This is a genomic window from Haloechinothrix salitolerans (assembly GCF_042662605.1).
Taxonomy (GTDB): Bacteria; Actinomycetota; Actinomycetes; order Mycobacteriales; family Pseudonocardiaceae; genus Haloechinothrix_A; species Haloechinothrix_A salitolerans.
Genome location: NZ_JBHSXX010000001.1, coordinates 2,334,265 through 2,357,983 on the forward strand (window position 1 = coordinate 2,334,265; position 23,719 = coordinate 2,357,983).

Sequence of the window (23,719 nt, forward strand, 5' to 3'; positions counted from 1 at the left end):
GGACTTCGGATCCATCGCGCGACACCGGCCTGGAGGTAGCCACCCAGGCCCAGTGATCCGGCAGAATAGGGCGACCAGCGACCAAGGAAGAGTACGGCAACCTGTGACGATCACCCAGCAAGAACTCGAGTCCCGTCTCTGGGCAGCGGCGAACGCGCTTCGTGGGCCGGTTGACCCCGCCGACTTCAAGACCTACGTCTTTCCGATGCTGTTCTGGAAGTGGATCAGCGACACGTGGGTGTATGAACATGACACGGCACTCGACGACTACGGAGACGATCTCGATGACGAGATCGAGGCGGACTACCACCGCTTCGACATGCCCGAGGGGACACTCTGGAGCGAGGTCACCACGAAGGTCACCAACCTCGGTGCTGAGATCGGCAAGACGTTCCAGCGAATCGAGAAGGCCAACCCAAAGCACCTGGCCGGCATCTTCGGTGACGCCGCGTGGGGTAACAAGGATCGGCTGCCTGAACGTTCCCTGCTCAGCCTCATCAAGGCGTTCGACGAGGTCCGGCTCGACCCGTCCACGGTCTCGCACGACCTGCTTGGCGCCGGGTACGAGTACCTGCTGAAAAACTTCGCTGACGAGTCCGGCAAGAAGGCAGGTGAGTTCTTCACGCCGCGCGAAGTTGTCACCCTGCTGGTCGGCATCCTTGAGCCCGAACCGGGCGAGTCCGTCTACGACCCCACCTGCGGCTCGGGCGGCATGCTGGTGGCGACGATTAACCAGGTTCGAGACGCGGGCAAGGACCATCGGACCTTGCGCGTGTACGGCCAGGAGGTCAACCTGACGACCGCCTCGATCGCGAGGATGAACCTCTTTCTGCACGAGATCGAGGACTTCGACATCAAGCGTGGAGACACGCTCCGCAGCCCTGCCTTCAAGGATGCCAAGGGTGCCGTTCGAACCTTCGATGCGGTGATCGCCAATCCGCCCTTTTCGCTGGCTGACTGGGGAGCCGACCGATGGCCAGCCGATCCACGTGCCTTTTGCGGTGTGCCCCCAGCAAGGACCGGCGACTATGCCTTCATCCAGCACATGATCTCGTCGATGAGGCCGAGTAGCGGACGTGTCGGAGTCGTCATGCCGCACGGTGTCCTGTTCCGGGGTGGAGCCGAGGCTCGGATCCGGCAGTGTCTCATCGAGAAGGACCTCCTTGAGGCGGTCGTCGGGCTACCTCCGAACCTCTTCTACTCGACGAGTATCCCGGCTTGCATCCTCGTCTTTCGGGATCAGAAATCCGGAGATCGGAAAGACAGTGTCCTGTTTGTCGACGGCTCAGCCAGGTTCGTGAAAGATAAGAACCGAAACCGGATGACCGGCGATGACATCAAGGTTCTCATCCACGCCTACATGACTGGTGAAGCCTCCGATAACGAAAGCAATGCGAACGTCCGGTTGGTTTCGTTTGACGAGATCAAGGACAACAGCTTCGACCTCAATATAAGCCGGTACATCAAGGTCGCCGCCGAGGAAACCGCGGATCTGGGCACGGCTCTCGTGGCATACGCCGACGCGAGGCAGAAGCGACTGGAGACTGAGACCGTTATGTTTGACCGACTCGCGGCTGCGGGAATCGACTTGAGCGTGTTCGGAGTTCCCGGTGAGTGAGTGGCGCGAAACAACTCTGCGAGATATTTCGCTCGTGGTCAAGCGGGGGAAGGCGCCACTATATGCGGACAACGGGCTCCTCGTTCTTAACCAGAAGTGCGTGCGCGCTGAAAATCGCGTGGACCTGTCGTTTGCCCGGAGGACTGACGCGGATAAACGTCCAGTCAATGATTGGGCACTCTTGACCGATTCGGATGTGCTCGTCAACTCGACTGGGCGTGGGACACTTGGACGAGCTAGCCTTGCCCCACGAATCAATGAGCCGGTCACCGTCGATAGCCACGTGGCGATCGTCAGGGTTGACCAGGATAAGGCAACTCCAGAATTTGTGGCATTGAACTTGTCGGCCCGTCAAGCTGATCTCGAATCCTTCCAATCTGGCAGCACGAATCAAACCGAGCTTTCCGCGAAGACGCTTGCCGCCATCCCGGTTCTTCTTCCGCCGATTTCCGAACAGCGGCGCATCGCCAATTTGATGGCGGCTGTAGACGGGCATCTGGTCGCCCTTTCCGATGAGGTCGACAAGTTGCGCGTGACCTTTGCTCGCCGTAAGGACGAGGTGTACGGCGACTTCACTAGGGAAGGAACCCCCTGTCGGCTTGGCAGCGTCCTAGCTGAGATCAAGCGCCCGATCGTGGTCGACCCAACAGTATCGTACCGGCAGATTGGTGTTCGTTCACACGGTCGCGGCATCTTCACCAAGGAACCTGTAACCGGGGAGGAACTCGGATCCAAAAAAGTATTCTGGGTCGAGCCCGGCGATCTCGTCATCAACATCGTCTTCGCCTGGGAAGGGGCCGTTGCATTGATGCCTGATGGACTTGAAGGCTACTGCGGCTCGCACCGATTCCCGACATACCGACGCATTGACGACGGCGAGATCGATTTCTTTCGTTACTATTTCACAACCACAGATGGCGTGGCCCTACTGGGCAACTGCTCACCGGGTGGTGCGGGCCGGAACCGCACACTCAATCGCAAACGACTAATGGAGACCACCGTCTTCCTGCCTGACCTTGCGGCCCAGCAGATGGCCGTCGCTGAGCTCCGTGCGCTGGAGGCCGCCGTGGATGACCTTGAAGCTGAGCTCGCACGTTTCCGCACCTACCGCTCGGCTTTACTGACCGGCCTGCTCAGCCAAGAGATCGAGATTCCCGAGTCGTACGACGCTTTTCTGGATGCGGTGTCCTGACCGTGGGCTTTACCGAGGCGAGCACCATCCAAAGATCCCTGGTCGAGTGGGCTGAGGAAGCCGGTTGGGAACACGTCCGAGGCGTTGACCTGCCGCGGGACACACACGATGTGGTGATCGAGTCGTGGGCTCGGGAATCCCTTCTGGCGTTGAACCCGGATCTGGCCGACGACCCGGAGTCGGCCGATATGGTGCTGCACGAAGTGGAGCAGGCCATCCTGGATGCCCAGAATGGGCTCGTGGCGGCTAACGAGTTGCTAACCGTGATGCTACGTGGCGACCATTCGTTCGTAACGGTTGATGGCCAGCATGTTCCCCGCAGGTTCATCGATTTCAAAGATCCGTTTAGCAATCGGTTCACGGTCGCCGACGAGGTGACGATTACGGGTGCTGCGGAGCAGCGACGTTTTGATGTCGTCTATTACGTCAATGGGTTCCCATTGGTCGTTGCCGAGACGAAGACACCCGTTAAGCATCAGGTGTCGTGGGTCAACGCTGCGAGGGACCTCCACGACATTTATGAAGAGGAGTACCCGCAGTTCTTCGCCCCGAATCTGTTTGTGGTGGCGACCGAGGGCCTCGAGTTCCGGATGGCTCCAGTCCGGACTTTCCCGGACCCGGACTCGGAGTTCTGGTCCCCGTGGGGTTCCTCCGAGGACGCGCCCATGAAGCTCACCGGGCTTGCGCGCGTTGAGCGGGCAGCCCGGCTGTTGCTGACGCCGCAGACAATCCTACCAATGCTGAAGGACCTGGCGATGTTTCGGCACGCGCGGGACGCCTCGGAAACGGATGTGAAGTTCCTGCCGCGCTACCCGCAGTTCGAGGCGGCTCTCGCCATCCACGACAAGGTTCTCGCCGACCGTCCAGGTGGCCTTATCTGGCATCATCAGGGCTCGGGTAAGACCGAACTCATGGCTTTCGCAGCGGCCCGGCTTCTGCGCGACCCGAAGATCGTGGACTTCTACGGTGCTCCGCCGACGGTCGTGGTGATCGCTGATCGTACCGATCTTGTGCGACAGACGGCCGAGATGTTCGAGACGGCCGGGATGCCACGTATGACGGTCGCGGAGTCGAAGGCCAATCTGCGACGGATGTTACGCATGATGTTACGCAAGAACGAGCCCGGGATCGTCATCACGACGGTGCACAAGTTTGCCGAAGCCGGTCACCTCAATGACCGGTCGAACATCATTGCGCTGGTTGACGAGGCTCACCGGTCCCAGGAAGGAAAGTTGGGGCGGGCGTGGCGAGAGGCGATCCCGAACGCGAAGTTCTTCGGCGCGACCGGCACGGCTATCGAAGATAAGGACCGGTCGACGTTCCGCCTGTTTGGCGACCCGGACGACCCGGACTTCGTCATGTCCCGTTACACCCCGGAACAGTCCATCGCAGACGGCTTTACCAAGCCCGTGATTGTGGAAGGCCGATCGGTCGGGTTCGACCTGGACAAGGACGACTTGGACGAAGCCTTCGATCAGCTGGCCGCCGAAGAAGAGCTAGACGAAGACGAGAAAGTCTACTTGTCGGGGAAGGCCTCGCACATCGAGACGATCCTGTCGAACCCGGAACGAATTGCTGCGGTATGCGCCGACATTGTCGACCACTACCTCACCTATGTTGCCCCGCTCGGACAAAAGGCCCAGGTGGTCGCCTTCAACCAGCAACTTGTTGTGGCTTACGCAAAGGCTATCGAGGCCGAGCTAGACCGTCGTGGCGCGTGCATGCCGGACGGTCACCCTCGTGAGGTTGCGATTGTCATGCACGTAGCCGATTCGAAGGACACCCCGAAGGAGCGCAAGCAGTACCTCCTGACACCAGAACAGGAAGAAGCGTTGAAACGGCGGTTCAAGAAAGTGGAGGATCCGCTGTCGTTCGTCGTCGTCACCGCCAAGTGGATGACCGGCTTCAATGCTCCTATCGAAGGCGTCTTGTATCTCGACAAGCCCGCCAAGGGTGCGAACCTGTTTCAGACGATCACTCGTCCGAACCGGCCCTGGAAGAACCCGATCACTGGGCAACGGAAGGCATATGGCCGGGTCGTGGATTACATCGGCCTGGCCAAGGCTATCGGCGAGGCGATCCGCGGCCCGGAGGCCAAGAGCGCCGAGGAGCGAGAACTCAACGTCACCGACGCCTCTCAGTTGGCCGGCAAGTTCGTTCAGGATCTCACCCGCCTGATGGCGTTGTTCGACGGCATCGATACCAGCGACTCTTCGTTCGAGGCGCTCGCCGAGGCACATGAACGAATCAAAGAAGGCACTCCGCAGCGGACCGAGTTCATCGAAACGTTCGTCGCCTTGCAGACGGTGTGGGAGTTCCTCGATCCGCATCCGATGTTGAGTCCGTTTAGGAACCAGCATCTCTGGCTTGCCAAGGTGTACGAGTCCATTCGCCCGAAAGACGTCTCGAAAGCTTTCCTCTGGGAACGACTCGGTGCCAAGACAACCGCGTTGATCCACGGCCACATGGACAATGTTCGGGTCCGAGGGAGCGCTGCTAAGAATGTAACTCTGGACGCCGCCGGGCTCGAACTGGTCAAGAGGATCGCCGAGCAACTAAAGATCCCCGAGAACGAATCACCGGAGAATCAGCCCGGCGACATCTATCAGGAGGTTCTCGACAGTATCGAGGCTCGCTTGAAACGACGCCTCGCGGAGTCAGACAGTCCCGTCTACAGGTCGCTGGCCGAGCGGATCGAGAAGCTACGCGAGAAGTCCATCACAAATGTCGAAGACTCCCTCGCATTCTTGGAGCAGGCGCTAAAGATCGCCCAAGACGTCGTCGCAGCCGACCGGGCCGCCGAAGACGGGAACCTCGAAGAGGTCGAACGTCTCGCTGACCCCAAACGTGGGGCACTCACTCAGATCGTCGAGCAGAACACCCCTCCCGGGTTGCACCAGATCGTCCCCGAGGTTGTGGACCGGATCGATGCCATCGTGGTCGAGGTCGCCTACTCCGGCTGGACCGAGAGCGACACCGGAGACAAGCGCGTGCGTAAAGAACTCCGCGGCACACTGAAGGACTTCGGCCTGCCCGTGAAGGGCGAGCTGTTCAACAGGACCTACGAGTACGTGCGAGAAAATTACTGATCCTCTCCGAGGTTGTGTGCTTCCAATAGGAGCAAGGGTTTCTGATCGCTGGACCGGGCGCTACTCGCTTCGTTCGTTGGAGCCGATTCAGCAGCCAATCGTCGGGTATCGGTTACTTGTTGGCCCCTGCGGCCGGTCTGCCCGTAACCGGGCCACAGGAGTGGGTCATGCTTTTCAGTAGTGCAACGGCCCGGGTGTCGATCACGTAGGGCTGTTCGGCCAACCAGGCACAGACGTCGAGGAGGACCTGCTCCGAGGTGAGAGCCTGCACGCCTGCACCCGGGTGAGCGGAGATCGTGACGGCGCCGTTGCGGTTGGGGTGTATGAGCACGATGCCGTGCACGTCGCACCTGGGCAGCAGCCGCTGGTAGGCCGCGACCGCGCACGGGAGTCGCACCTCGGAGCCGAAGAACGGTCGACCTGCCCGCAGGGCAATGTTGTCTGCGGTGAGGGTGTAGTTGCCGGGTGTCCAGCGTTTGCTGTCGATGAGGATCAGCCGTCGGCCGCAGAGGACCGCGTGGTCCACGTCGGCCGTGGACGAGCCCGGCCACTTCAGGCTGTGGAAGATCCTGGCGCTGGGAATTCGGGTGAGGTAGTGCTCGAGTAATTCGCCGGTCAGTGCTTCGCCGAGCAGCCCGGATTCCACGGCCTCCCGGCGCCAGCCCTGTGCCCGTGCCAATGCGGTGCCCGTGCTGCCGAAGACTTGTTGATCACGTATCTGGCGCGGGACCGTCCGATCAGCGTTCGCCGAGATTGCGTAAGCACGCGCAAGCAACGGCACAACCGCGTGGAACACGGCGAGCAATGTGAAGATCGCGGCGGTCCCTGCTGGGTCGGTGTTCGCGTGTTGGCTTGCGTACACGGCGACGACACCGAGAAATCCCGCGCTGAGAAGGTAGGTCGCCAAGAGCCAGGCCGGAATTCGTACCCGTGCGATGCCCAGGCCGATGGAAAGGGCCGGCCAGAGCAGCCACACCACCAGTTCACCGGGAGACTGCTGCTGCACGGTCAGCAGCACGATCATAAAGACCGCCCACAGCCCGCTCGCAGCGAAGAACATCTCTCGCGCGTGCCGGATCCGGCCGTTGCGCCATTGACAGGTTGTTTCCGGTTCCACCTGGCCCCACCAGGGCAGTTGCTCGGGTGCGATGGGCCAGGATGGTGGCCGGTAGGTCGACCCCATGTGAGAACCCCCTCGATAGCCAACACGCGCGTAAGGCCGCAAGGGCTGTGCCGGACGAACCAGCACCCTGCTTCGGCCCACGTTGACTTCCTTCGTATCGCGCTGGTGCACCACGATCAAGGAGCGAATAGACGCGTGGCTGCTGGTGCAGCGAGCGGCGTTGCGGCTGGAGGTGGCATTCTGACCGCCTCTTTCACTCGTTCAGGTGACGAATCGCCGGGTCTTGTCGGTGGGTCGTGCTAGGAAGTACCGCCATCAGGCCGAGTGCTCGGCAACGGGAGCAGATCGATCTCGAGGACGAGAACATGCTGGAGACGTACGGACGGCGTGGGGCGGTTGCGACGGCGGCGCTGCGGTCGGCGGTGGCGTGGTCGCGTCGTCGGGAAGAGCAGCGGGCATGGCGTGAGGTCGCGCGGATGACCGGGGTGATCATGCATGCGTTTGGTCCGGGTGCTGGCCCGTCCACGCCTGCGGAGTTGGTAGCGATGCTGCACCGTCCCTTGGGTGAGCTCCTTCCGGCTGCTGGGGAGCCATCGGTGCTGGACACGGTGGTGCTCCTTGGTGCTGACGGCGTGCTCAGTGACGAGGCGATGGAGATCGCCTGCGACTACACCCAGGCTCTGTTCGACGCCGACGCTGACCCGGCAACCGAGTGGTTGCCCCGGTGGGCGTGGCAGCGTGGCGAGCAGGTCGAACGGCAGTTGTTCCAGAGCTTGGTTCAGGCTGGTGGCCAGGCCGTGTACACCGCTTCGCGGCGGTTCGTCGTGGAGCGGCCAGCCGGGGACATGCGTGCGCTGATTGAGGAGCGCACGACTTCGGCGCGCTTTGCCGGTGCACGCCAGGTCGCCGACTACATCGAGATCCCCGTGGACCGCCAGTTCCGGTTCTCCTCAGGAGAGGACGGGGCGTGCTGGTGGCCGTGCCCGGTCTGCCTGTGGCCGATGCGGGTCCGGCAGCCGGAAGTCCGGTGTAGTTACGGTCCGCATGAGGCACGGTTTCGGCTGTTGGACGGAACGAGTGGGGCACCGCCAGGGCTGGTCAAGATCTCGACGAGTCGAGGGGCGCCTCCGCGTCCGCTACCGGTGGCCGGGGCGCGGTGTGTGGATCCTGCGGTGTGGCGGTTCATCACGGTGCCGGGGGTCCCGGAGGTCGCGCTGGAGCGGCTCGAGCAACGGTTTTCTGGAGTCACGGTGGCATTGTGGCCGGTCAAGGACACTTTCGATGCTCTGGTCACGGCGCCGGACGGGCGACGATGGGCAGTGGATGTGAAGGATCACGTGGATGCGCGTGGGATCGTGGACGATCCGCCCGCAGCCCAACATGTGGTAGTGCCGAACTATCGCAAGGGGCAGGTCACTCAGTTGCGGCGGTTGTTGCCGGAGAAGTCGGTGTGGACGATGAAGAGCTTCGTGCGGCAGGTCGGCGACCACGTTCGGGGCGGTGAGACGCGGTGAGCGGACGACGTGATGAGCGCCGTGCCCGCCGTCGTGGTCGGCCGAACGCCCAGCCGGACTACGCCCTGGCTATCCCGGTGGTGCGCGGGGCACTCGCGCTGGCGGCCCTGTTCTTCCCCCGCGCCGTCGAAGACGGCCGGGCCACCGCGCGGATCAAGGACGCCTTGTTCTTTCTCTCCGGGCAGGTGGACAAGTGGTCACGCTGGGCAGCGCTGTCTGCCGAGGACAAGGCCCTCGTCGCGCGGTTGCTGCGGTGGCGACCGGTCGAGATGGCCAACCGCACCGCGTTCACCGACCTTGTGGACGAGCTGATTCCCGATCACATCGCCGACTTCCGGATTCTGGATGAGGAGACCGTGCTGGTCGAGATCAGCGGTTCGGCCCGGCTGGTGGTCGAGGAGTGCGCCCAGCAGTTGTGGCTGCAACGCGAGATGCGGCCCCGTCGAGCGCAGACGATCGCTAACGACGGCGAGTACGTTACCTGGATCCGCGGGCTTGCGCCGGATTCCGGGATCGTGGAGGCGAGCTACACGCTGGCGATGTCGCCGAAGGTCGAGCCGGAGACACCGATCGAGCTAGGATCACCCGGCGCGGCGGACGAGGTCGCGATCCCGGTGGACGACCTCTTCCAGCTCGCCGGCGACCTCGACACGGCCCTGGGGCAGCAGCACCGCACCAAGTCGATGACACGGATCTTCACCAAGATCCAGGCAGATCCCGACAACCGCATCAACGGTCGATGGGTATTGCGTGCCGGGGCGACACGGCTATTCAACGCACCCACCGGGGTGGGCAAGAACGTCCTGGCCGAACTCGTGGCCTGTTGGTGCGCGCAACGTCGCATGGTCACGAGCCTGCTGGTGCCCAAGAACGCTGTCGTGGTGCAGGCTGCGCACTCGATCGAGACGAGCCTGCGCGTGCTAGGCATCGACGGCGAGGTGGTTCCCCTCATGTCGCCCAGCTCCATCGCGAAGGAAGCTGAGGCTGCGGCGACCAGCGTGCGCGATGGCGACCTGGGTGAGTGGGCCTACTCGCGCATGCACTACGGCTGCGCCTTGCCCGCGGCGGCCCACACCGAGCGGGCCGTGGATGCCTGGGATCCCGGGGCGGAGCCGTGTACCGGCCTGAGGAAGGTCCGCGACGACGGCACCGCCAGCAGCGGGCACTACCAGTGCCCGTGGAAACCCTCGTGCGGGAAGTTTCGCCTGGCACGCCAGGCATGCCGGGCCACCGTCGTGGTGACCAGTCACATCAACTTCTTCGCCGGTCGACTGCACGTGCCCGTAATGATCAACGGGCGGATCGAGGAGAATCCGGCCGTCGAGAACGTTCTGCTACACCGCAGTCATGTAGTCCTTATCGATGAGATCGACGCCTTCCAGTCCAACCTGATCGGGCACAGCGCCCACGGTTTGCAGCTGGCCAAGCGTCGGGGAACGCCGCTGTCGCCGCTGCGGCAGTTCGATCGGGAGTTCAACGATGGAGCGCTGGGCCGGATCGGCACCCGCATCGAAGGCCGGGTCCACGCGGCGCTGACCCAGGCGCGGTTCCTGGCAGAGAACTACAACCGGCATCTGGCAGCGGGCCATTTCCGCCGTTCCCGCAACGGTATTTCCGCTGGGCATCCGATGTTCGGGCGGTGGCTGTTGCCGCGTCGTTGGGATGCGTGGCTGGCCGCCACCCTGTTCAACTTGCCCGAGGGAACCCCGCCTGGGGGCGAGCACTACGACACGCTGGAGGCCCTGTTCCCGCTCTCAGACAGCCAGGCCGTGCTGCCGGAGTGGCTGGAACCCGTTGCTCACATGCTCGCGCTGATGACGAGCCCGTCCCGTGGGGACGACCTGTTCGACGACGGCTGGCAGTTGATCTTCGACCTGCTGGCCCGAAACCCCTACGAGAGCAGTCGGCTTGACGATGAGAATGAGCGCGCAGTGGCCACCGACCGGCTCATCCGCCGCGCTCATCTGGAACCCCTGCGGAAGCTGCTGTTCACCTTCGTCTACACCGCCCCCCAGCTACACGCCTCCGGTGTCCAAGCCGCCGGGGAGATCGCCAGCGCTCTCGGCCAGTACGCCACCTGGCGAGCGGTGCCCTACGGGCCGATGGGCCGGGTGCTGTTCGCGTTCACCGAGATGCACGACGAGGACCGGCCGCTGGACACCGCGCTGCGGGTGAGCGGCTTCGGCGGCGACCCGCACGCTTACGTCGCGACGCTGGGCGAGCTCACCGCGCTGGCCCACACCGGGCGCCCCCGCATCGTGGTCGGCCTGTCCGCGACCGGCTACTTCCCCGGCGCCCCGCACCACCACGTGCGTGCGAAACCGACCTGGTGGGTACCAGACGACACCACCGGCGGCATCCGCATCCACGCCGCGCCCGTCTCCGATGAGGAGAAGGAGTTCCTCCGCGTGTCGGGCACCTACGGTATACAGCGCAGCAACGTGCTGCTCCAGCTCGGCAAGCGCCTGTGGACCAAACGTCTCGACCCCGCCCTCGCCGGGCTCGCCAGTGACCCTGCCACCGCCCACCGTGCCCGCCTGCTGCTGGCCACCACCGCCTACCAAGGCGCACACGACCTGGCCCGCGGCATCGCCGCCGCCGGGGTCCCGGCCGAGCACATCGTGCTCGCCGTCCCGCCCAGCGCCGCCCGCGACGGAATCCGCGTCACCGCGCAATGGGTCGAGCTGCCCGCCAACCGCTTGGAAGAGTTCGGACGTACGGTGGGCACCGCACCGGGCTCCGTGCTGTTGGCGCCTCTAGCCCGTGCTGAACGGGGGCTCAACATCGTCGACGAAGCAGGCCGCTCACTGATCGGGTCCGTCTGGCTGGTGGTCCGCCCGATCCCCATCCTCGACGAACCCGCCGAGTTGCTGGCCCACGTGCACAGTCGAGCGCACGCCGAGGCCACCCCGACCGAGGACCCCGCCGGGGTCCTTGACCTGATGCGGATCACTGCCGCCAAGCACTTCGACGAGCTGTTCGCCAGCCTGCCCTACTTCCGTTCGCTGCCATCGGAAACCCAGCTCGCGATCGCCAAGGAGACCCTCAACGGACTCATCCAACTCGCCGGCCGCGCTCGCCGCGGCGGGGATATCGGTGAGATCCACCTGGTCGACTATGCCTTCCACGACACCAGCGGTAAGTCCGACTTGCCTAGCCTGGTTCGCCGGATCCGCGCTGAATGGAAGCGGGACGGACACCTCGACCTGATGCACGCGCTCTACGGGCAGACGCTGGACGCCATCTTCGACTTCGCAGACGAACGACAGGAACTCGAGTGACCATTACCGCTGACAGCCTCGATTCCGGCCTGCACACCCTCTGCTATCGCATCGACCCCGACACCCTGGGCGACCTCGTTGTCTACCCGCTGACCGAGGACTTCCTCACTGCCTGGGACGGATTCGCTCGGCGGGTCAAATTGGCCAAGGGGCGCGCCGACCGGGAAGAGTTCACGCCCAGCTACTCCGCCCTCGCAGCGGCGCTCACCGCGGCCACGAACCGGACCGTCCGGCTGTTTCCCCGTTACCAGCTCTCCGCGGACGAGAAGTCGAGCGGTGTCGTAGCGCTTCTGGTCAGCACCGGCGTTCTCGATCCGTGGATCATGACAAGCGCCCTGCGCCGATTCGAGCAACTCTCCACCGCGGATCCCGACGCCAACACCCTGGCCCCGTTGCTCACCGGCATCACACCGCGAACTCGGCCCTTGCGCGAGTTCATCCACACCGATTCCCGCACCGGGGTCGTGCGCGCACCCGGCTGGATCTTCGACGCCGCGCGATGGAACCTCGCCGCCCGCATCGCTGCCGCACCCATGCTCATCGATGGCCACCTCCCCATCACCTTCCGGCTGGACACTGACGGTCACCTCGTCGCCTTCGACCACCCACTGACCCGCGCCTCGAAGAACACCGTCGGCCACGCCACCATCCACGTCTCCACCAAGATCATCACCCTCCCCGGCGCCACCGGGCTCTACCTGCGCCTGGACGGCCACGTCGCCCGCCACCCCTACACCTGGAACTTCGTCAAGAACGTTTGGCTCGACCGCGGCGACCCGAACCTGCCGATCGTTAAACTGCCCATCCTTTCGCCCTACCCAGCCAAAGGACGTCAGCAGCCGATATTCAAGGGCTACACCGCCGAAGTCGTCGAGTCCTGCGGCCTGCACCCCATGACGCTGCCGCCTGAACTCGGCGCGACAGCCGCCCCGGTGCGGCCCATCGGCAAACCGCGTAAGCATTCGATCGGCAAAGGACCTGGCGTGCGGTTCCTCTACCAGCTCGGCAAGCACGCCACCCGCCAGCTCGGCGTCCCGCCACTGCGCTACGCCAAGACCCCGATCACCGTCGCTCCTCACATCACCGGCCCCATCCCGGCAGACCAGCTCGACGATGCGATCGCCGCCACCGGCGTCCAGCACCTGCGCATCGTGGGCCTGTACGCGACCCCGGCCGTGCGTCGCCGCATGGTCGACGCCCTCGTCGCGTATTCGACCACTACGCACCATCCGCTCGCTGGAATCGCCGATGACCACCCGGTAGCGCTCACCCCACGATTGAGCGTGGTCTTGCACCACGCTGAAACCCTGCTGTCCCACGGCGATCATGCACGCAGTGCGCATGACATTCCCTGGCTCGATGCTCCGGATGACACCGCGGTCGTCGCTCTAGCTGAAACCGAGTGGGACCCCGAGGACCCACCCAAGCACGATGCCAAATACCCCGTACGCCGCCTGCTCGCTGAACGGGGAGTCGTCGTCCAGTTCGTGAACTCCAAGTGGACACTGCCCAAACCGCGCAAGCGCACCATCAAAGGCGTCGTCCGCGTCACGAATCCCAAGGACGAACCCGCGATCGCCGCTGTTCGCGACCTCCTCCGCCAAGCCGGTGTCATTGACAACCGCCTCGCCCGCGCCACCGCCAACCCGCGTCTCATAGGGCGGCTCGATCGGGACGCGACGCTCGTCGGCATCCACATTCGCCAACACACGCCACGCAAGTCCAGCGGCGCCAAGACCCGGCTGGTGATCCGCCTCGTCGCGATGCACGCCAGCCCGGCCCCGGACAAACCCTGGCGCACCGAGACCTACAGCGATCAGCACCAGGCGTGGATGCCCTACCGCGTCGGCAACGCTACGTACCACACCGACGACCTCGGTACCACCAAACTCAGCCGCGAATACAAGCACCTGCAGGACATCCGCGACCTGGTCGACGAAGCGCTCACCGCCGGAAAATTCAACCGCGACAAGCCGCTCGTCATCTTTGTCGATGCCCAAAGCTGCAAAGGGATCTGGCCCGGCCTCAACGATGCATCCTTCGGCAATGGTCTCTTGCCGGGCGCCACGCTCAACCATCCCGATCTCGCCGTCGTCCGATGCGCCAACGGCGACCGCGTCGCCCAACCCACCCACCGCAGCCACGGAACCACCAGCGCCGACCCCAACCAACCAAACTTGCCACGCTCCACCTGAGGGGCTGTTGATCTTCCGGACAGCGAACCCACTAGGGTTTTTGTTCGGAAGAGAGGAAGCCAGTGTCAAAGAATCGTCGGTCGTTTACTCCTGAGTTCAAGGAGGAGGCGGCGAAAATGGTGGTCGAGACGGGCCGCCCGGTGGCGTCGGTCGCGCGGGAGAACGGGCTGAACGAGCAAACGCTTCGTAACTGGGTGAACGACTACCGGAAGGCTCATGCTGCGGACGAGCCACCATTGACCGTGTCGGAGCGCGCGCGGCTGCGTGAGCTGGAGAAGGAAGTCCGTGAGCTACGGATGGAGAAGGAGTTCCTGGGAAAAGCCGCAGCCTTCTTCGCGAGCGAGTATCGGTGAACGAGAGGTACGAGTTCATCGAGGTGGAGAAGGGCGCAGTGACCGATACTGGCGAGAAAAAGTACACAGTGACCAAAATGTGCGAATGGTTGGGTGTGTCGAAGTCGGGATTCTATGAATGGCGTTGTCGGCCCAAGTGCGCGACGGCGCAGCGTCGCGCCTACCTGGCTCCGTTGATCACGAAGGTTTTCGACGATTCGGATGAGACCTACGGTCACCGGCGCGTCCACGCCCAGCTGCAGCGCCAGGGTGAGCGGTGCACCCTGAGCTGATCCGCAGCATCATGCGTGAGCTGGGGCTCGAGCCTTGCCAGCCCCGTCCGTGGCGACTCGGCCTGACTGAGCCGTCTGCCAGCTTGCTGCCCGACCTCGTTGGCCGCGACTTCGCCGCATCCGCGCCCGGCGAGAAGATGGTTGGCGATATTACCTATATCCCTACGTGGGAGGGCTGGGTTTATCTCGCGACGGTCATCGACTGTCATACGAAGGGCGTTATCGGGTGGGCGATGGACGATAATTACCAGACGCCTCTCATCGAGAAGGCGATTCGCATGGCCGTACGCAACTATCCTATCGCACGCGGGGCGATATTCCACTCCGACCGTGGCAGCAATTACACTTCCGCCCAGTTTGCCAGCACGCTCCGATCATTGGGCATCAGGCAATCGGTCGGACGCACGGGAATATGCTATGACAATTCGATGGCCGAATCGTTTTTTGGTGCCCTGAAGAACGAGCGGGTTCACCGAGTGATCTACTCCACCCGAAAGAGGGCCAGGACAGATATTGCTGCCTATATCGAACTTAGATATAATAGTCGACGTCTCCATTCGGGACTCGACTATAAGGCCCCAAATGAGGTCTACAACGAGTACCTGAACCGGCAGCAAGCGGCATGAATTGACCCACTAAACAGCTGTCCGGAAAGATCGAGGCCGCTCAACCCTCTACGAGCACAACGAAGACGGCACGCACAGTTGGCTACTCGCCCAAACCTCACGTACCTACCGATCCGGAGCCATTACGGCGCGCGCGGGAGCCGCCTATACCCGCTGGACTGTTCCGGACGACAAACTCGCTCTAACAGGCAAGGACTGGCACGGCCTGACCGCCCTCGAGATCGCCATCGCCGCGCCGGGAACCTGGCCCGAACGCCACCTGGCCGCACTCACCGCACGGCTTTGCCAGCAGGCCGCATCCTGGGACGACCGCACCCAAAACCCCACGCCCCTCCACCTCGCCGAACGATCCGACCTCGACCATCCCCAACGAGCGGAGCAACCCGAGGAAACCGAGACCTAAATCATGACGGCATTCATAACGTGACGACTGGGCGGGCTGGGGCGGGCGGTGCTGCGGGAATGGGCACCGGCCGCCCCGGCGACCGTGGCTGGGCAGCACGGAGGGACCGGCCGGGCCGCCACCGCTCGCCGTAGCCGAATCCCGGCGGGCGGCCGTCCTGTTTTGTCGGTGGCGCGGTGGATGATCGAGGTCATGACCTCCTCAGCCTCCGAACGCGGCGTGCGCAAGAAGATTTGAGCGGCCTCGATCTTTCCGGACAGCTGTTTAGTGGGTCAATTCATGCCGCTTGCTGCCGGTTCAGGTACTCGTTGTAGACCTCATTTGGGGCCTTATAGTCGAGTCCCGAATGGAGACGTCGACTATTATATCTAAGTTCGATATAGGCAGCAATATCTGTCCTGGCCCTCTTTCGGGTGGAGTAGATCACTCGGTGAACCCGCTCGTTCTTCAGGGCACCAAAAAACGATTCGGCCATCGAATTGTCATAGCATATTCCCGTGCGTCCGACCGATTGCCTGATGCCCAATGATCGGAGCGTGCTGGCAAACTGGGCGGAAGTGTAATTGCTGCCACGGTCGGAGTGGAATATCGCCCCGCGTGCGATAGGATAGTTGCGTACGGCCATGCGAATCGCCTTCTCGATGAGAGGCGTCTGGTAATTATCGTCCATCGCCCACCCGATAACGCCCTTCGTATGACAGTCGATGACCGTCGCGAGATAAACCCAGCCCTCCCACGTAGGGATATAGGTAATATCGCCAACCATCTTCTCGCCGGGCGCGGATGCGGCGAAGTCGCGGCCAACGAGGTCGGGCAGCAAGCTGGCAGACGGCTCAGTCAGGCCGAGTCGCCACGGACGGGGCTGGCAAGGCTCGAGCCCCAGCTCACGCATGATGCTGCGGATCAGCTCAGGGTGCACCGCTCACCCTGGCGCTGCAGCTGGGCGTGGACGCGCCGGTGACCGTAGGTCTCATCCGAATCGTCGAAAACCTTCGTGATCAACGGAGCCAGGTAGGCGCGACGCTGCGCCGTCGCGCACTTGGGCCGACAACGCCATTCATAGAATCCCGACTTCGACACACCCAACCATTCGCACATTTTGGTCACTGTGTACTTTTTCTCGCCAGTATCGGTCACTGCGCCCTTCTCCACCTCGATGAACTCGTACCTCTCGTTCACCGATACTCGCTCGCGAAGAAGGCTGCGGCTTTTCCCAGGAACTCCTTCTCCATCCGTAGCTCACGGACTTCCTTCTCCAGCTCACGCAGCCGCGCGCGCTCCGACACGGTCAATGGTGGCTCGTCCGCAGCATGAGCCTTCCGGTAGTCGTTCACCCAGTTACGAAGCGTTTGCTCGTTCAGCCCGTTCTCCCGCGCGACCGACGCCACCGGGCGGCCCGTCTCGACCACCATTTTCGCCGCCTCCTCCTTGAACTCAGGAGTAAACGACCGACGATTCTTTGACACTGGCTTCCTCTCTTCCGAACAAAAACCCTAGTGGGTTCGCTGTCCGGAAGATCAACAGCCCCTCAATTTCCCCAGCCACCGAGGCGGCGCTGTGGGCGTTGAGCAGCGGGACCTGCTACTGGCCCGGGTGCAGGACGCCGGTGGTAGTCGAAGTGCGGCCGGGCGTTTACAGAAAGAATGCCTGGGTGGCGCACGTGCACGGTGTGCGGCCGAACGCCGCTCGCCACGATCCCAGCCTCTCGCCGGACGAGCGCGACAGCTTCCGCCACCTGCTGCTGTTGTGCTATCCGCACCACACTGAGGTGGACGACGTAACCACCGCGGAGAAGCTGTACCCGGCGGAGACGTTGCGTCGCTGGAAGACCGAACACGAGGGCCAGGACGAGCAGGTACTGGCCCGCGTGCGTGTGCCGTCGGACGAGGCACTGCTGGATCACCTCGTTGAGGTGTTCACCCCTCCGCTGGACCGGCTGGAGATGCTGGTGGACAGGTTGGAGAAGACAGGCGACGCCACAGCCGAGACGCTGGGCGACCTGCGCCGAGTGCTGACCGTCATGCAGGCAGGCGAGGGCATGCTCAGCGCCCGAGCGGCCAACGTGCTCTCCGCCGCGGTGGAGGTGTTCGGCAGCCGAAGCTTCGAACTGCACATGAAAACGCTGGCACACGCATCCGAGGTACTGCCGCAGGTGTCGAAGAGGAATACCAAGTCAACGGACTGGTGACCGCCGACAGCGCGCGGTCATTCTGCTGCTCCATGAACACCTCGGCACACATCACCTGCTTGGTAGAGCCCGCCGCTCGCCGGAAACCGAAGTCGCCTGGCTCGAGCGACGGGGCTACCTTTCTCGTGCGGTTATGCCGCCGCGCCTACCGGACGGACCACCGGCTGGGTGTCACCCGGCTTCCCGGAATCCCGTGGAAGTTCAGCCAGGCGCACCTGCGCGCCCTGCGCCGCCACCTCCTGGATGATCCAGTTGAGGTAGTACGTCGGCTTCGGCATCACGGCATCCGTGGCGCACCGAGGTTCCCCGTTCGGCCCTTCCGGGCCGCGGGAGACCACGCCGACCACGTTCCAGGTGCCGTCGCGGCCCCGTTGGAGGGCTGGGCTGCCCGAGTCGCCGTAGCATTCCCCGGCGGGTTTCGCCGGGTCGGCCACGTCGCGGCCTTTGCGGACGCAGAGTTCGTCCACGCCGAGATCCGCGCCCCGGCAGTCCGCCGACGTGCGCCCCACGCCGGGTGCGTCCGCCTCGTGCAGCCAGCGTGGTGCCGGACCCTTGCCCAGGTCGTCCACCGAGTGCAGGCCCCAGCCGATCTCCCGCAGCGGAAGCCGCGGGTTCACCTCGGCCAGGCCCGCCGGGCGGATCGTGGTGATCGGGCGATCCAGGGTCAGGATCACCAGGTCACCCACTTCGCCGCGCGGGGTCTTCTTCAGTTTCGCCCACTCCGGCGGCTTGCTGATCTTGACCACGCCGCGGACCTCGGTGCCGTGCAGCCGATCGTGGCTGCCGAACTGCACATGGAACCGTGACGGGTCCTCGAAGTCCGGTGACGGCTCAGCCGTCGCCGCACCGAACCGGCGCAGCTTCGACCCAGCCTCGAAGTTGGTCTGGCAGTGCGCGGCGCCGAGTGCGTGCAGTGGCGTGATCAACGTGATTCCGCACGTGTGCCAGTCCTTCTCGCCCTTGTGGGGCGTCTGGACCGAGCCGGAGAAGGCGTACTCGTCGTTCGCCGGGATGCCGCCCACGATCGCGTCCGCGGTGGCGGGAGCGAGAAGGCTGGCGATGGCGAACACGAGCGCGAACAGCGCGCCTGTTATTCGCTTGTGCCGCAAATGGATCCCTCTTTTCTATTATCGGGTTCGGTTTTCTTCTCAACCGGGATGTCCGGTCGTCTGTTGGCTCTACTTCGGACCGCTGGCGGTGGCCGGTCGCCACACGCACTCGGGCCGGAGAGCGGGATCAATCGAGAAGGGGCAGATCGTCGTCTGGGACGTTGCGGATGTCCTGTTCCAGGAAGGAGGTCACGCACACGGCCAGGCACTCGGCGCCGCATTCCTGCAAGCGCTGGATCGCCATCATCATCCCGAGCGCCTTGCCGTGGGCGGCGATGTCGCGCCGCAGCATGTCGGCGTGCATCTCCCGGACGGTGCGGCCATGCGCCATCACTTGGTCGGTAGCCGCGTCCAAGGCGGTCGCCTCGCGGCGTAGGGCCTCCAACCCGCCGGCGGTCTCTTCCGCGGCACGGCGCAGTGCCTCGGTGCCCTCGTCCATGTCTCCCATAGCGGCCTACTTCGCCCACGCGCGCACGACCGGCACGGCGTCCAGAAGGTCGCGTGCTGCGAAGATGCGGCCCTGGCTGTTCTTCGGGTACACGGCCGGGTCGTCGCCCTGGGGCAGGTGCGCCACGCGCGCCCCGGCGACCAAGGCGCCGTAGACGTCGGCGTCCAGCCGGTCGCCGATGTGCACCACGCGCTCGATGTCGGCGCCGTGGCGCGCGGCGACGGCTTGCCACAGCCACGGCTCGGGCTTGGCCCCACCGAGCTGGTAGCTCGTGTACACCTCGACCAGGTCGCCGCGGTGCGCTGCCTTCACGGCGGCGACCCGCTCCGGCCCGCCCGTGACGGCCATGTTGGACAGCGCCACCACGGGCGCGATCCGGCACAGCTCGTCCAGCGCGCGACCTGTGTATTCGTACGGGGTGTATCCGCGGTCCCAGGACGTCGGGAACTCGCTGGGCGGGATCAGCAGGCGCTGACATACCCGAGCGGCGAGCTCGTCGGTCAGCTCGGGCGCGCGGTGCAGCAGGCAGCGGACGGTCTCGACGATGCGAGGCGGGGCGACCGGAGTCAGCGGGGACAGCGCGCGCAGAGCCGCGCTGGTCGAGTCGCCCGTGAACCTGCCCGTGGTGTGGCCGAGGTCGACCACGATCAGGCTAACCACGGCGCACCGCCTCACTGCACGCCCCGAACAGCAGGCACCGTGCGACCGCGGCGGTGTCGATGTCCCGCGCGTGGACCTCGTGCTCGTTGAACTGGCCGGACAGTTGCGGGCCGTCGAACGGGAACCTGACCGTCTTGCTTCGATGATCCGGGCATCCCTTGGTCACGCCGCAGGTGGTGACCTTGGCGACGAAGCCCCGGTGGTCGCCGTAGACGAAGCAATCCAGCGTGGCCAGGCTGATGTCGGTGGGCGCGTACGCCTTCCGCTCGAAATCGGTCCAGCCGAAACTTCCGCGGTAGGTGAAGAAGGCCGTGTTCGGGTCGGGGCAGTCCAGAAAGGTCCAGTCGCGCGACTCGAACGCCTCGATGATGGCGTCGGTGTGCGGCCCCAGCGGCGGGTGCGGTTCGTCGGCGGGTCCGGCCACGGGCCGGGGAGCGTCGCCGTCCATCAGAGGTCCAGTGCGAATCGGACGACTCGGTGGTCGGATGGAGGCGGGCTGTCGTCGTCCGGCATGTCGACCCGGAACGAGCCTCGGATGAGCAGGTCGCGCCCGGCTTCGTTGACGAGCCCGCGGTCGATCCGCAGTGGCCCGCCCTTCTTGTCCTCCTAGTTCGTGGTCGGGAGCAACGCGTCCCATTCGCCGTAGCGCAGCGCGGCCATCTCGCCGAGGTCGTACATGCCGATGCCGCCGAAGCGCTCGTCGTCCTCGCTGTCCCACCAGCCCAGCAGGTAGTCCAATGCTTCCGTTTCCGGCCCCACTGGACTCTTGTCGCCGTGGACCCATTTTCCTTTGTGGTAGCGCGAACTCCGGGGTGTCAGGGAGAAGTCCCGCTCGGGCTCGTGCGCGCCGGACGCGGTGCAGTTGAAGTCACCTGCGACCAATACGGGGATCTTTTCCTCGGCAACCCAGGAGATCTGCTGAGCAGAGGTGAACCGCAGTCCACCGCACTGGTCGTCCCAGTGCTGGAGGAGGACACCGAACGGCTTACCGTCCCGAACGCGCGCCTCGCAGTAGTTCACGCGCTGCTCGGCAATGCGGTGCACGCCGTACCCGAACCACTTCTCGATGACGACCGAGTTGGGGTTCCAGATCAGCGCCGGAGCGAAGTCGCCGCGGTCGAGTTCGCCGAGCCTGCCGACCAAAGGCACCCTCGCGGCCTCCGACAAGGCGTTGACGAAGCCGTGGAGAGCGGTCTCTCCGTCTCGGCCGTACTGATTGGCCTCCAGCAGGATCACAAGGTCGGTGTAAACGGGGTCAGCTGCGATCGCTCGTATCCCGGGAGCGAAGTCGTAGCCGCCCCCGGGGAGCAGGCCCCCGTCCTCGAAGTTGAACACGGTCACGCCGATGTGCATGGGCGCTCCTTCCTTTCGTGGCTTGGGATTTCGTTCAGGGCCGGGCGGGGCAGCGGGAGGCGATGGGCTGCCCGGCCCGGCCAGGAAGCCCGGCGGGGGCAGCGGCGCGGGTGATGCGGGAACGCGCACGCGCGCAACTCCGCCGGGTATTTGGCTGGCTCATTCCGACGGACCTTGCTGTTCTTCTCCCGGTTGCCGTTTCCTTGCAGGAAGCAGTCGTTGCTGGCCTGCGGACGATGCGGCGTGCAGGAGCACCCTCAGCCCGCTGTCGTTCGCCACGGTGGTCTTCGTGGTCAGCTTCTTGTGGTGCAACGCCGACAGCAGGCGGTAGGTCTCGGCCAGGCTCATACCGGATTGGTTGGCGACTTCGCGGCATTCCATGCCTTGTTCCGATTTGGCGAGAACTTCCAGAATCTTGCGCTCGTCGGTTGACAAGGAGCTGTTTTCCTTCATTCTTGCGGGCTCCATTTGGGTACACTTGGTCAAACCCCGTGACAGAACTGGCGGCCAGGGGTGTGTGTCTTCGATTTTCGTGGGGCTATTTCGTGGGCGGGGCGCCTATTGCGTGCTCCCCTTGTTGTCGTGGTCGGTATTCAGTGGCTGGCTGGGCGGAGTATCGTTATCGGTTGTGGCTACGCCATCGCCGACGTAACGGATCTCTGTCACGGGCGGTTTGCCGAGTGCGGCGCGGCGGGCGTTGAGGTCGTCGAGGCGTTCACGCGCGATACGGGCTTGCGATCCGCTGACGCGTGCGCCTGGGCCATTCCAGGGTGGCGGGTGTCGGCCGCGGTGGGCGTAACGCCACGTGGCCAGTAGGGCTGCGGCACCGAGCCCGCCCAGTATGGCGAGCAGAGTCCAGAGCCACCACATTGCAAACTAGGGGATGTCTCGTAACCCGGTGTGGGGCTGGCCGGGCCGGTAGTTGATCATGTTGGTGTGGTGCAGGTGATCACGGCGGCGCGGCCGGAGTGGATTGCCCCGTTCACCGGGCTGGAGCCGGGCCAGTTCCGCAAGTTGGTGCGGCTGGTCGCGAAGCGGGGCGGAGACGAGATCGCGGATGGGCGGCCGGGCCGGCAGTGGGCGTTGCCGCTGGCGGACCGTGTGCTGCTGGTCGCAACGTATTGGCGGACGAACCTGACGATGCGCCAGATCGGGCCGCTGTTCGGGGTGTCGCATTCCGCGGCGCACCGGGTGATCGACACGATCGGTCCGCTGCTGGCACTGGCGCCGGTCCGCAGACGCCGGGTGGATGCGGTCGCGATCGTGGACGGCACCCTGGTGCCCACGCGGGATCATCGGCTGGCGACCCCGTCGAAGAACTACCGATATTCGACCAACGTGCAGGTCGCGATCGATGCCGGGACCCGATTGGTGATCGCCACCGGTGACCCGCGGCCGGGCAGCCGCAACGACTGCACCGTGTACCGCGACTCCGGCATCGCGGAGGCACTCGCCGGCCGGCCGGTCATGGCCGATGGTGGTTACCAAGGCAATCCCGAGGTGGTCATGCCCTACCGCAAACCCCGCGATGGCAGCGAGCTGCCGGACTGGAAGGAAGACCTCAACGCCACGCACCGCACGATCCGCGCCCGCGTCGAGCACGTTCTGTCCCGGATGAAGAACTTCAAGATCTTGCGCGACTACCGCCGCGCCGCCAGCACACTCGCCGACACCGTGTCCGGCATCGCGCATCTGCACAACATCCTCCTCACCGACTGACCACAACACCAGCCCCACCAACAACACCACGAGTTACGAGACATCCCTTAGTCCCCGTGTGATTCTCGGCCATATCTTGATGGAATCTCCCCGCCTTGATGATAGGCGCACGCGGGGTTAGTTTTCGTTTTCCACTCTCGTGATGTTTGCTGCGTGGATCGCTCGGAGAAAGTTCTTTCGGCGCCTCCCGTTTTCCAGCATGAGGTCATACAGCGTGTCGGGCAGAGATCCTCGGCGGAGTCCCAGGTGGAAGAGATACTCGGAGATGCCGTTCTCCATGTCCGCGTCGGTGCACCAGCCTTCGTTCACGAGCTGGAGACCGAGCATCCCGTAACTGCTCGCCGAACCCCGGTCGACCCGGAATTTGTCCAGCATTGAGGTTTGGAACCAGAAGAGCCCGAGCAAGCCACCGCGGGAGCGCACGGTGGCCCCGCTGGCGACCAGAGAGTCGGCGAGTTCGATGACCGGTCGAAGATCCCGGGTGCGGACGGCACGACGGAACGCCTGGATTAACTCGGTCTCGAAGGCATCGACTGCCTGCTCGGTCAGCGGTTCGGGCTTCCTGGTCATCATCTG

General features: G+C 64.3%; 16 protein-coding genes and 3 pseudogenes. 10 read left to right on the forward strand and 9 right to left on the reverse strand.

The genetic code is table 11. The features are described from left to right. Window positions 1–103 precede the first annotated feature (103 nt). Genes ACFQGD_RS10980 through ACFQGD_RS10990 form a run of 3 tightly spaced genes read left to right on the forward strand, consistent with a single transcriptional unit; the run spans window position 104 to window position 5,899 of the window. Window positions 104–1,618: a type I restriction-modification system subunit M gene (locus ACFQGD_RS10980; protein ID WP_345399462.1), complete on the forward strand. Its 1,515-nt coding sequence runs from the start codon at window positions 104–106 to the stop codon at window positions 1,616–1,618. Further along, window positions 1,611–2,810, forward strand: coding sequence for a restriction endonuclease subunit S (locus ACFQGD_RS10985; RefSeq protein WP_345399464.1), 1,200 nt, complete (start codon window positions 1,611–1,613; stop codon window positions 2,808–2,810). The genes ACFQGD_RS10980 and ACFQGD_RS10985 overlap by 8 nt, the downstream gene beginning before the upstream one ends. Window positions 2,811–2,812: 2 nt before the next feature. After that, window positions 2,813–5,899, forward strand: coding sequence for a type I restriction endonuclease subunit R (locus tag ACFQGD_RS10990; protein WP_345399467.1), 3,087 nt, complete (start codon window positions 2,813–2,815; stop codon window positions 5,897–5,899). A 112-nt stretch (window positions 5,900–6,011) separates the two neighbouring features. Here ACFQGD_RS10990 and ACFQGD_RS10995 read toward each other — a convergent pair whose 3' ends face one another. Beyond that, window positions 6,012–7,082, reverse strand: a complete 1,071-nt coding sequence (locus ACFQGD_RS10995) for a nuclease-related domain-containing protein (RefSeq protein WP_345399470.1) — start codon at window positions 7,080–7,082, stop codon at window positions 6,012–6,014. A 305-nt stretch (window positions 7,083–7,387) separates the two neighbouring features. Here ACFQGD_RS10995 and ACFQGD_RS11000 point away from each other — a divergent pair, with 305 nt between their 5' ends. From ACFQGD_RS11000 to ACFQGD_RS11020, 5 genes and pseudogenes are all read left to right on the forward strand, one after another. Then, the gene (locus ACFQGD_RS11000; RefSeq protein ID WP_345399473.1) at window positions 7,388–8,536 is read left to right on the forward strand and encodes a restriction endonuclease-related protein; all 1,149 of its coding nucleotides are present in this window, start codon (window positions 7,388–7,390) and stop codon (window positions 8,534–8,536) included. After that, entirely contained in the window at window positions 8,533–11,817 is a 3,285-nt protein-coding gene (locus ACFQGD_RS11005) for a hypothetical protein (RefSeq protein ID WP_345399476.1), read from the forward strand. Before ACFQGD_RS11000 ends, ACFQGD_RS11005 begins: the two co-directional genes overlap by 4 nt. Continuing rightward, window positions 11,814–14,012 (forward strand): RNaseH domain-containing protein, encoded by a 2,199-nt coding sequence (locus ACFQGD_RS11010; RefSeq protein WP_345399478.1) that lies wholly within the window; start codon window positions 11,814–11,816, stop codon window positions 14,010–14,012. The genes ACFQGD_RS11005 and ACFQGD_RS11010 overlap by 4 nt, the downstream gene beginning before the upstream one ends. 62 nt (window positions 14,013–14,074) lie before the next feature. After that, window positions 14,075–15,263 (forward strand): annotated as a pseudogene (locus ACFQGD_RS11015) (IS3 family transposase). Window positions 15,264–15,309: 46 nt separating this feature from the next. Beyond that, window positions 15,310–15,666 (forward strand): annotated as a pseudogene (locus ACFQGD_RS11020) (RNaseH domain-containing protein); the annotation flags it as partial. A gap of 277 nt (window positions 15,667–15,943) precedes the next feature. On the opposite strand, the pseudogene ACFQGD_RS11025 reads toward ACFQGD_RS11020, so the two are convergent. Next, window positions 15,944–17,132: pseudogene (locus tag ACFQGD_RS11025) on the reverse strand (IS3 family transposase). A gap of 185 nt (window positions 17,133–17,317) precedes the next feature. Here ACFQGD_RS11025 and ACFQGD_RS11030 point away from each other — a divergent pair. Beyond that, complete coding sequence (locus ACFQGD_RS11030) at window positions 17,318–17,854, forward strand: hypothetical protein (protein ID WP_345400580.1); 537 nt, start codon at window positions 17,318–17,320, stop codon at window positions 17,852–17,854. A gap of 131 nt (window positions 17,855–17,985) precedes the next feature. Here ACFQGD_RS11030 and ACFQGD_RS11035 read toward each other — a convergent pair whose 3' ends face one another. From ACFQGD_RS11035 to ACFQGD_RS11060, 6 genes are all read right to left on the reverse strand, one after another. After that, on the reverse strand, window positions 17,986–18,963 hold the full coding sequence (locus ACFQGD_RS11035) for a S1 family peptidase (RefSeq protein ID WP_345400577.1): 978 nt from the start codon (window positions 18,961–18,963) through the stop codon (window positions 17,986–17,988). Window positions 18,964–19,090: 127 nt separating this feature from the next. Then, a complete protein-coding gene (locus ACFQGD_RS11040; protein ID WP_345400574.1) occupies window positions 19,091–19,402 on the reverse strand; it encodes a hypothetical protein in 312 nt (103 codons plus the stop codon). Window positions 19,403–19,417: 15 nt separating this feature from the next. Continuing rightward, window positions 19,418–20,071 (reverse strand): HAD family hydrolase, encoded by a 654-nt coding sequence (locus ACFQGD_RS11045; RefSeq protein WP_345400570.1) that lies wholly within the window; start codon window positions 20,069–20,071, stop codon window positions 19,418–19,420. Further along, on the reverse strand, window positions 20,064–20,519 hold the full coding sequence (locus ACFQGD_RS11050) for a hypothetical protein (protein ID WP_345400567.1): 456 nt from the start codon (window positions 20,517–20,519) through the stop codon (window positions 20,064–20,066). Before ACFQGD_RS11050 ends, ACFQGD_RS11045 begins: the two co-directional genes overlap by 8 nt. A 158-nt stretch (window positions 20,520–20,677) precedes the next feature. Next, the gene (locus ACFQGD_RS11055) at window positions 20,678–21,424 is read right to left on the reverse strand and encodes a hypothetical protein (RefSeq protein WP_345400564.1); all 747 of its coding nucleotides are present in this window, start codon (window positions 21,422–21,424) and stop codon (window positions 20,678–20,680) included. Window positions 21,425–21,583: 159 nt separating this feature from the next. Then, complete coding sequence (locus ACFQGD_RS11060; RefSeq protein ID WP_345400561.1) at window positions 21,584–21,877, reverse strand: helix-turn-helix domain-containing protein; 294 nt, start codon at window positions 21,875–21,877, stop codon at window positions 21,584–21,586. 486 nt (window positions 21,878–22,363) lie between these two features. On the opposite strand from ACFQGD_RS11060, the gene ACFQGD_RS11065 reads away from it, so the two are divergent. After that, window positions 22,364–23,143: a transposase family protein gene (locus tag ACFQGD_RS11065; protein WP_345400583.1), complete on the forward strand. Its 780-nt coding sequence runs from the start codon at window positions 22,364–22,366 to the stop codon at window positions 23,141–23,143. Window positions 23,144–23,260: 117 nt separating this feature from the next. Here the strand turns inward: ACFQGD_RS11065 and ACFQGD_RS11070 are convergent, their stop codons facing one another. Then, window positions 23,261–23,713, reverse strand: a complete 453-nt coding sequence (locus ACFQGD_RS11070) for a hypothetical protein (protein ID WP_345400558.1) — start codon at window positions 23,711–23,713, stop codon at window positions 23,261–23,263. Window positions 23,714–23,719 lie beyond the last annotated feature (6 nt).

Coding starts and splice junctions, on each gene's coding strand:
- ACFQGD_RS11060 (WP_345400561.1), bottom strand. CDS start 21,877: ATGAAGGAAAACAGCTCCTTGTCAACCGACGAGCGCAAGATTCTGGAA.
- ACFQGD_RS11055 (WP_345400564.1), bottom strand. CDS start 21,424: ATGCACATCGGCGTGACCGTGTTCAACTTCGAGGACGGGGGCCTGCTC.
- ACFQGD_RS10995 (WP_345399470.1), bottom strand. CDS start 7,082: ATGGGGTCGACCTACCGGCCACCATCCTGGCCCATCGCACCCGAGCAA.
- ACFQGD_RS11050 (WP_345400567.1), bottom strand. CDS start 20,519: ATGGACGGCGACGCTCCCCGGCCCGTGGCCGGACCCGCCGACGAACCG.
- ACFQGD_RS11040 (WP_345400574.1), bottom strand. CDS start 19,402: ATGGACGAGGGCACCGAGGCACTGCGCCGTGCCGCGGAAGAGACCGCC.
- ACFQGD_RS11070 (WP_345400558.1), bottom strand. CDS start 23,713: ATGACCAGGAAGCCCGAACCGCTGACCGAGCAGGCAGTCGATGCCTTC.
- ACFQGD_RS11000 (WP_345399473.1), top strand. CDS start 7,388: ATGCTGGAGACGTACGGACGGCGTGGGGCGGTTGCGACGGCGGCGCTG.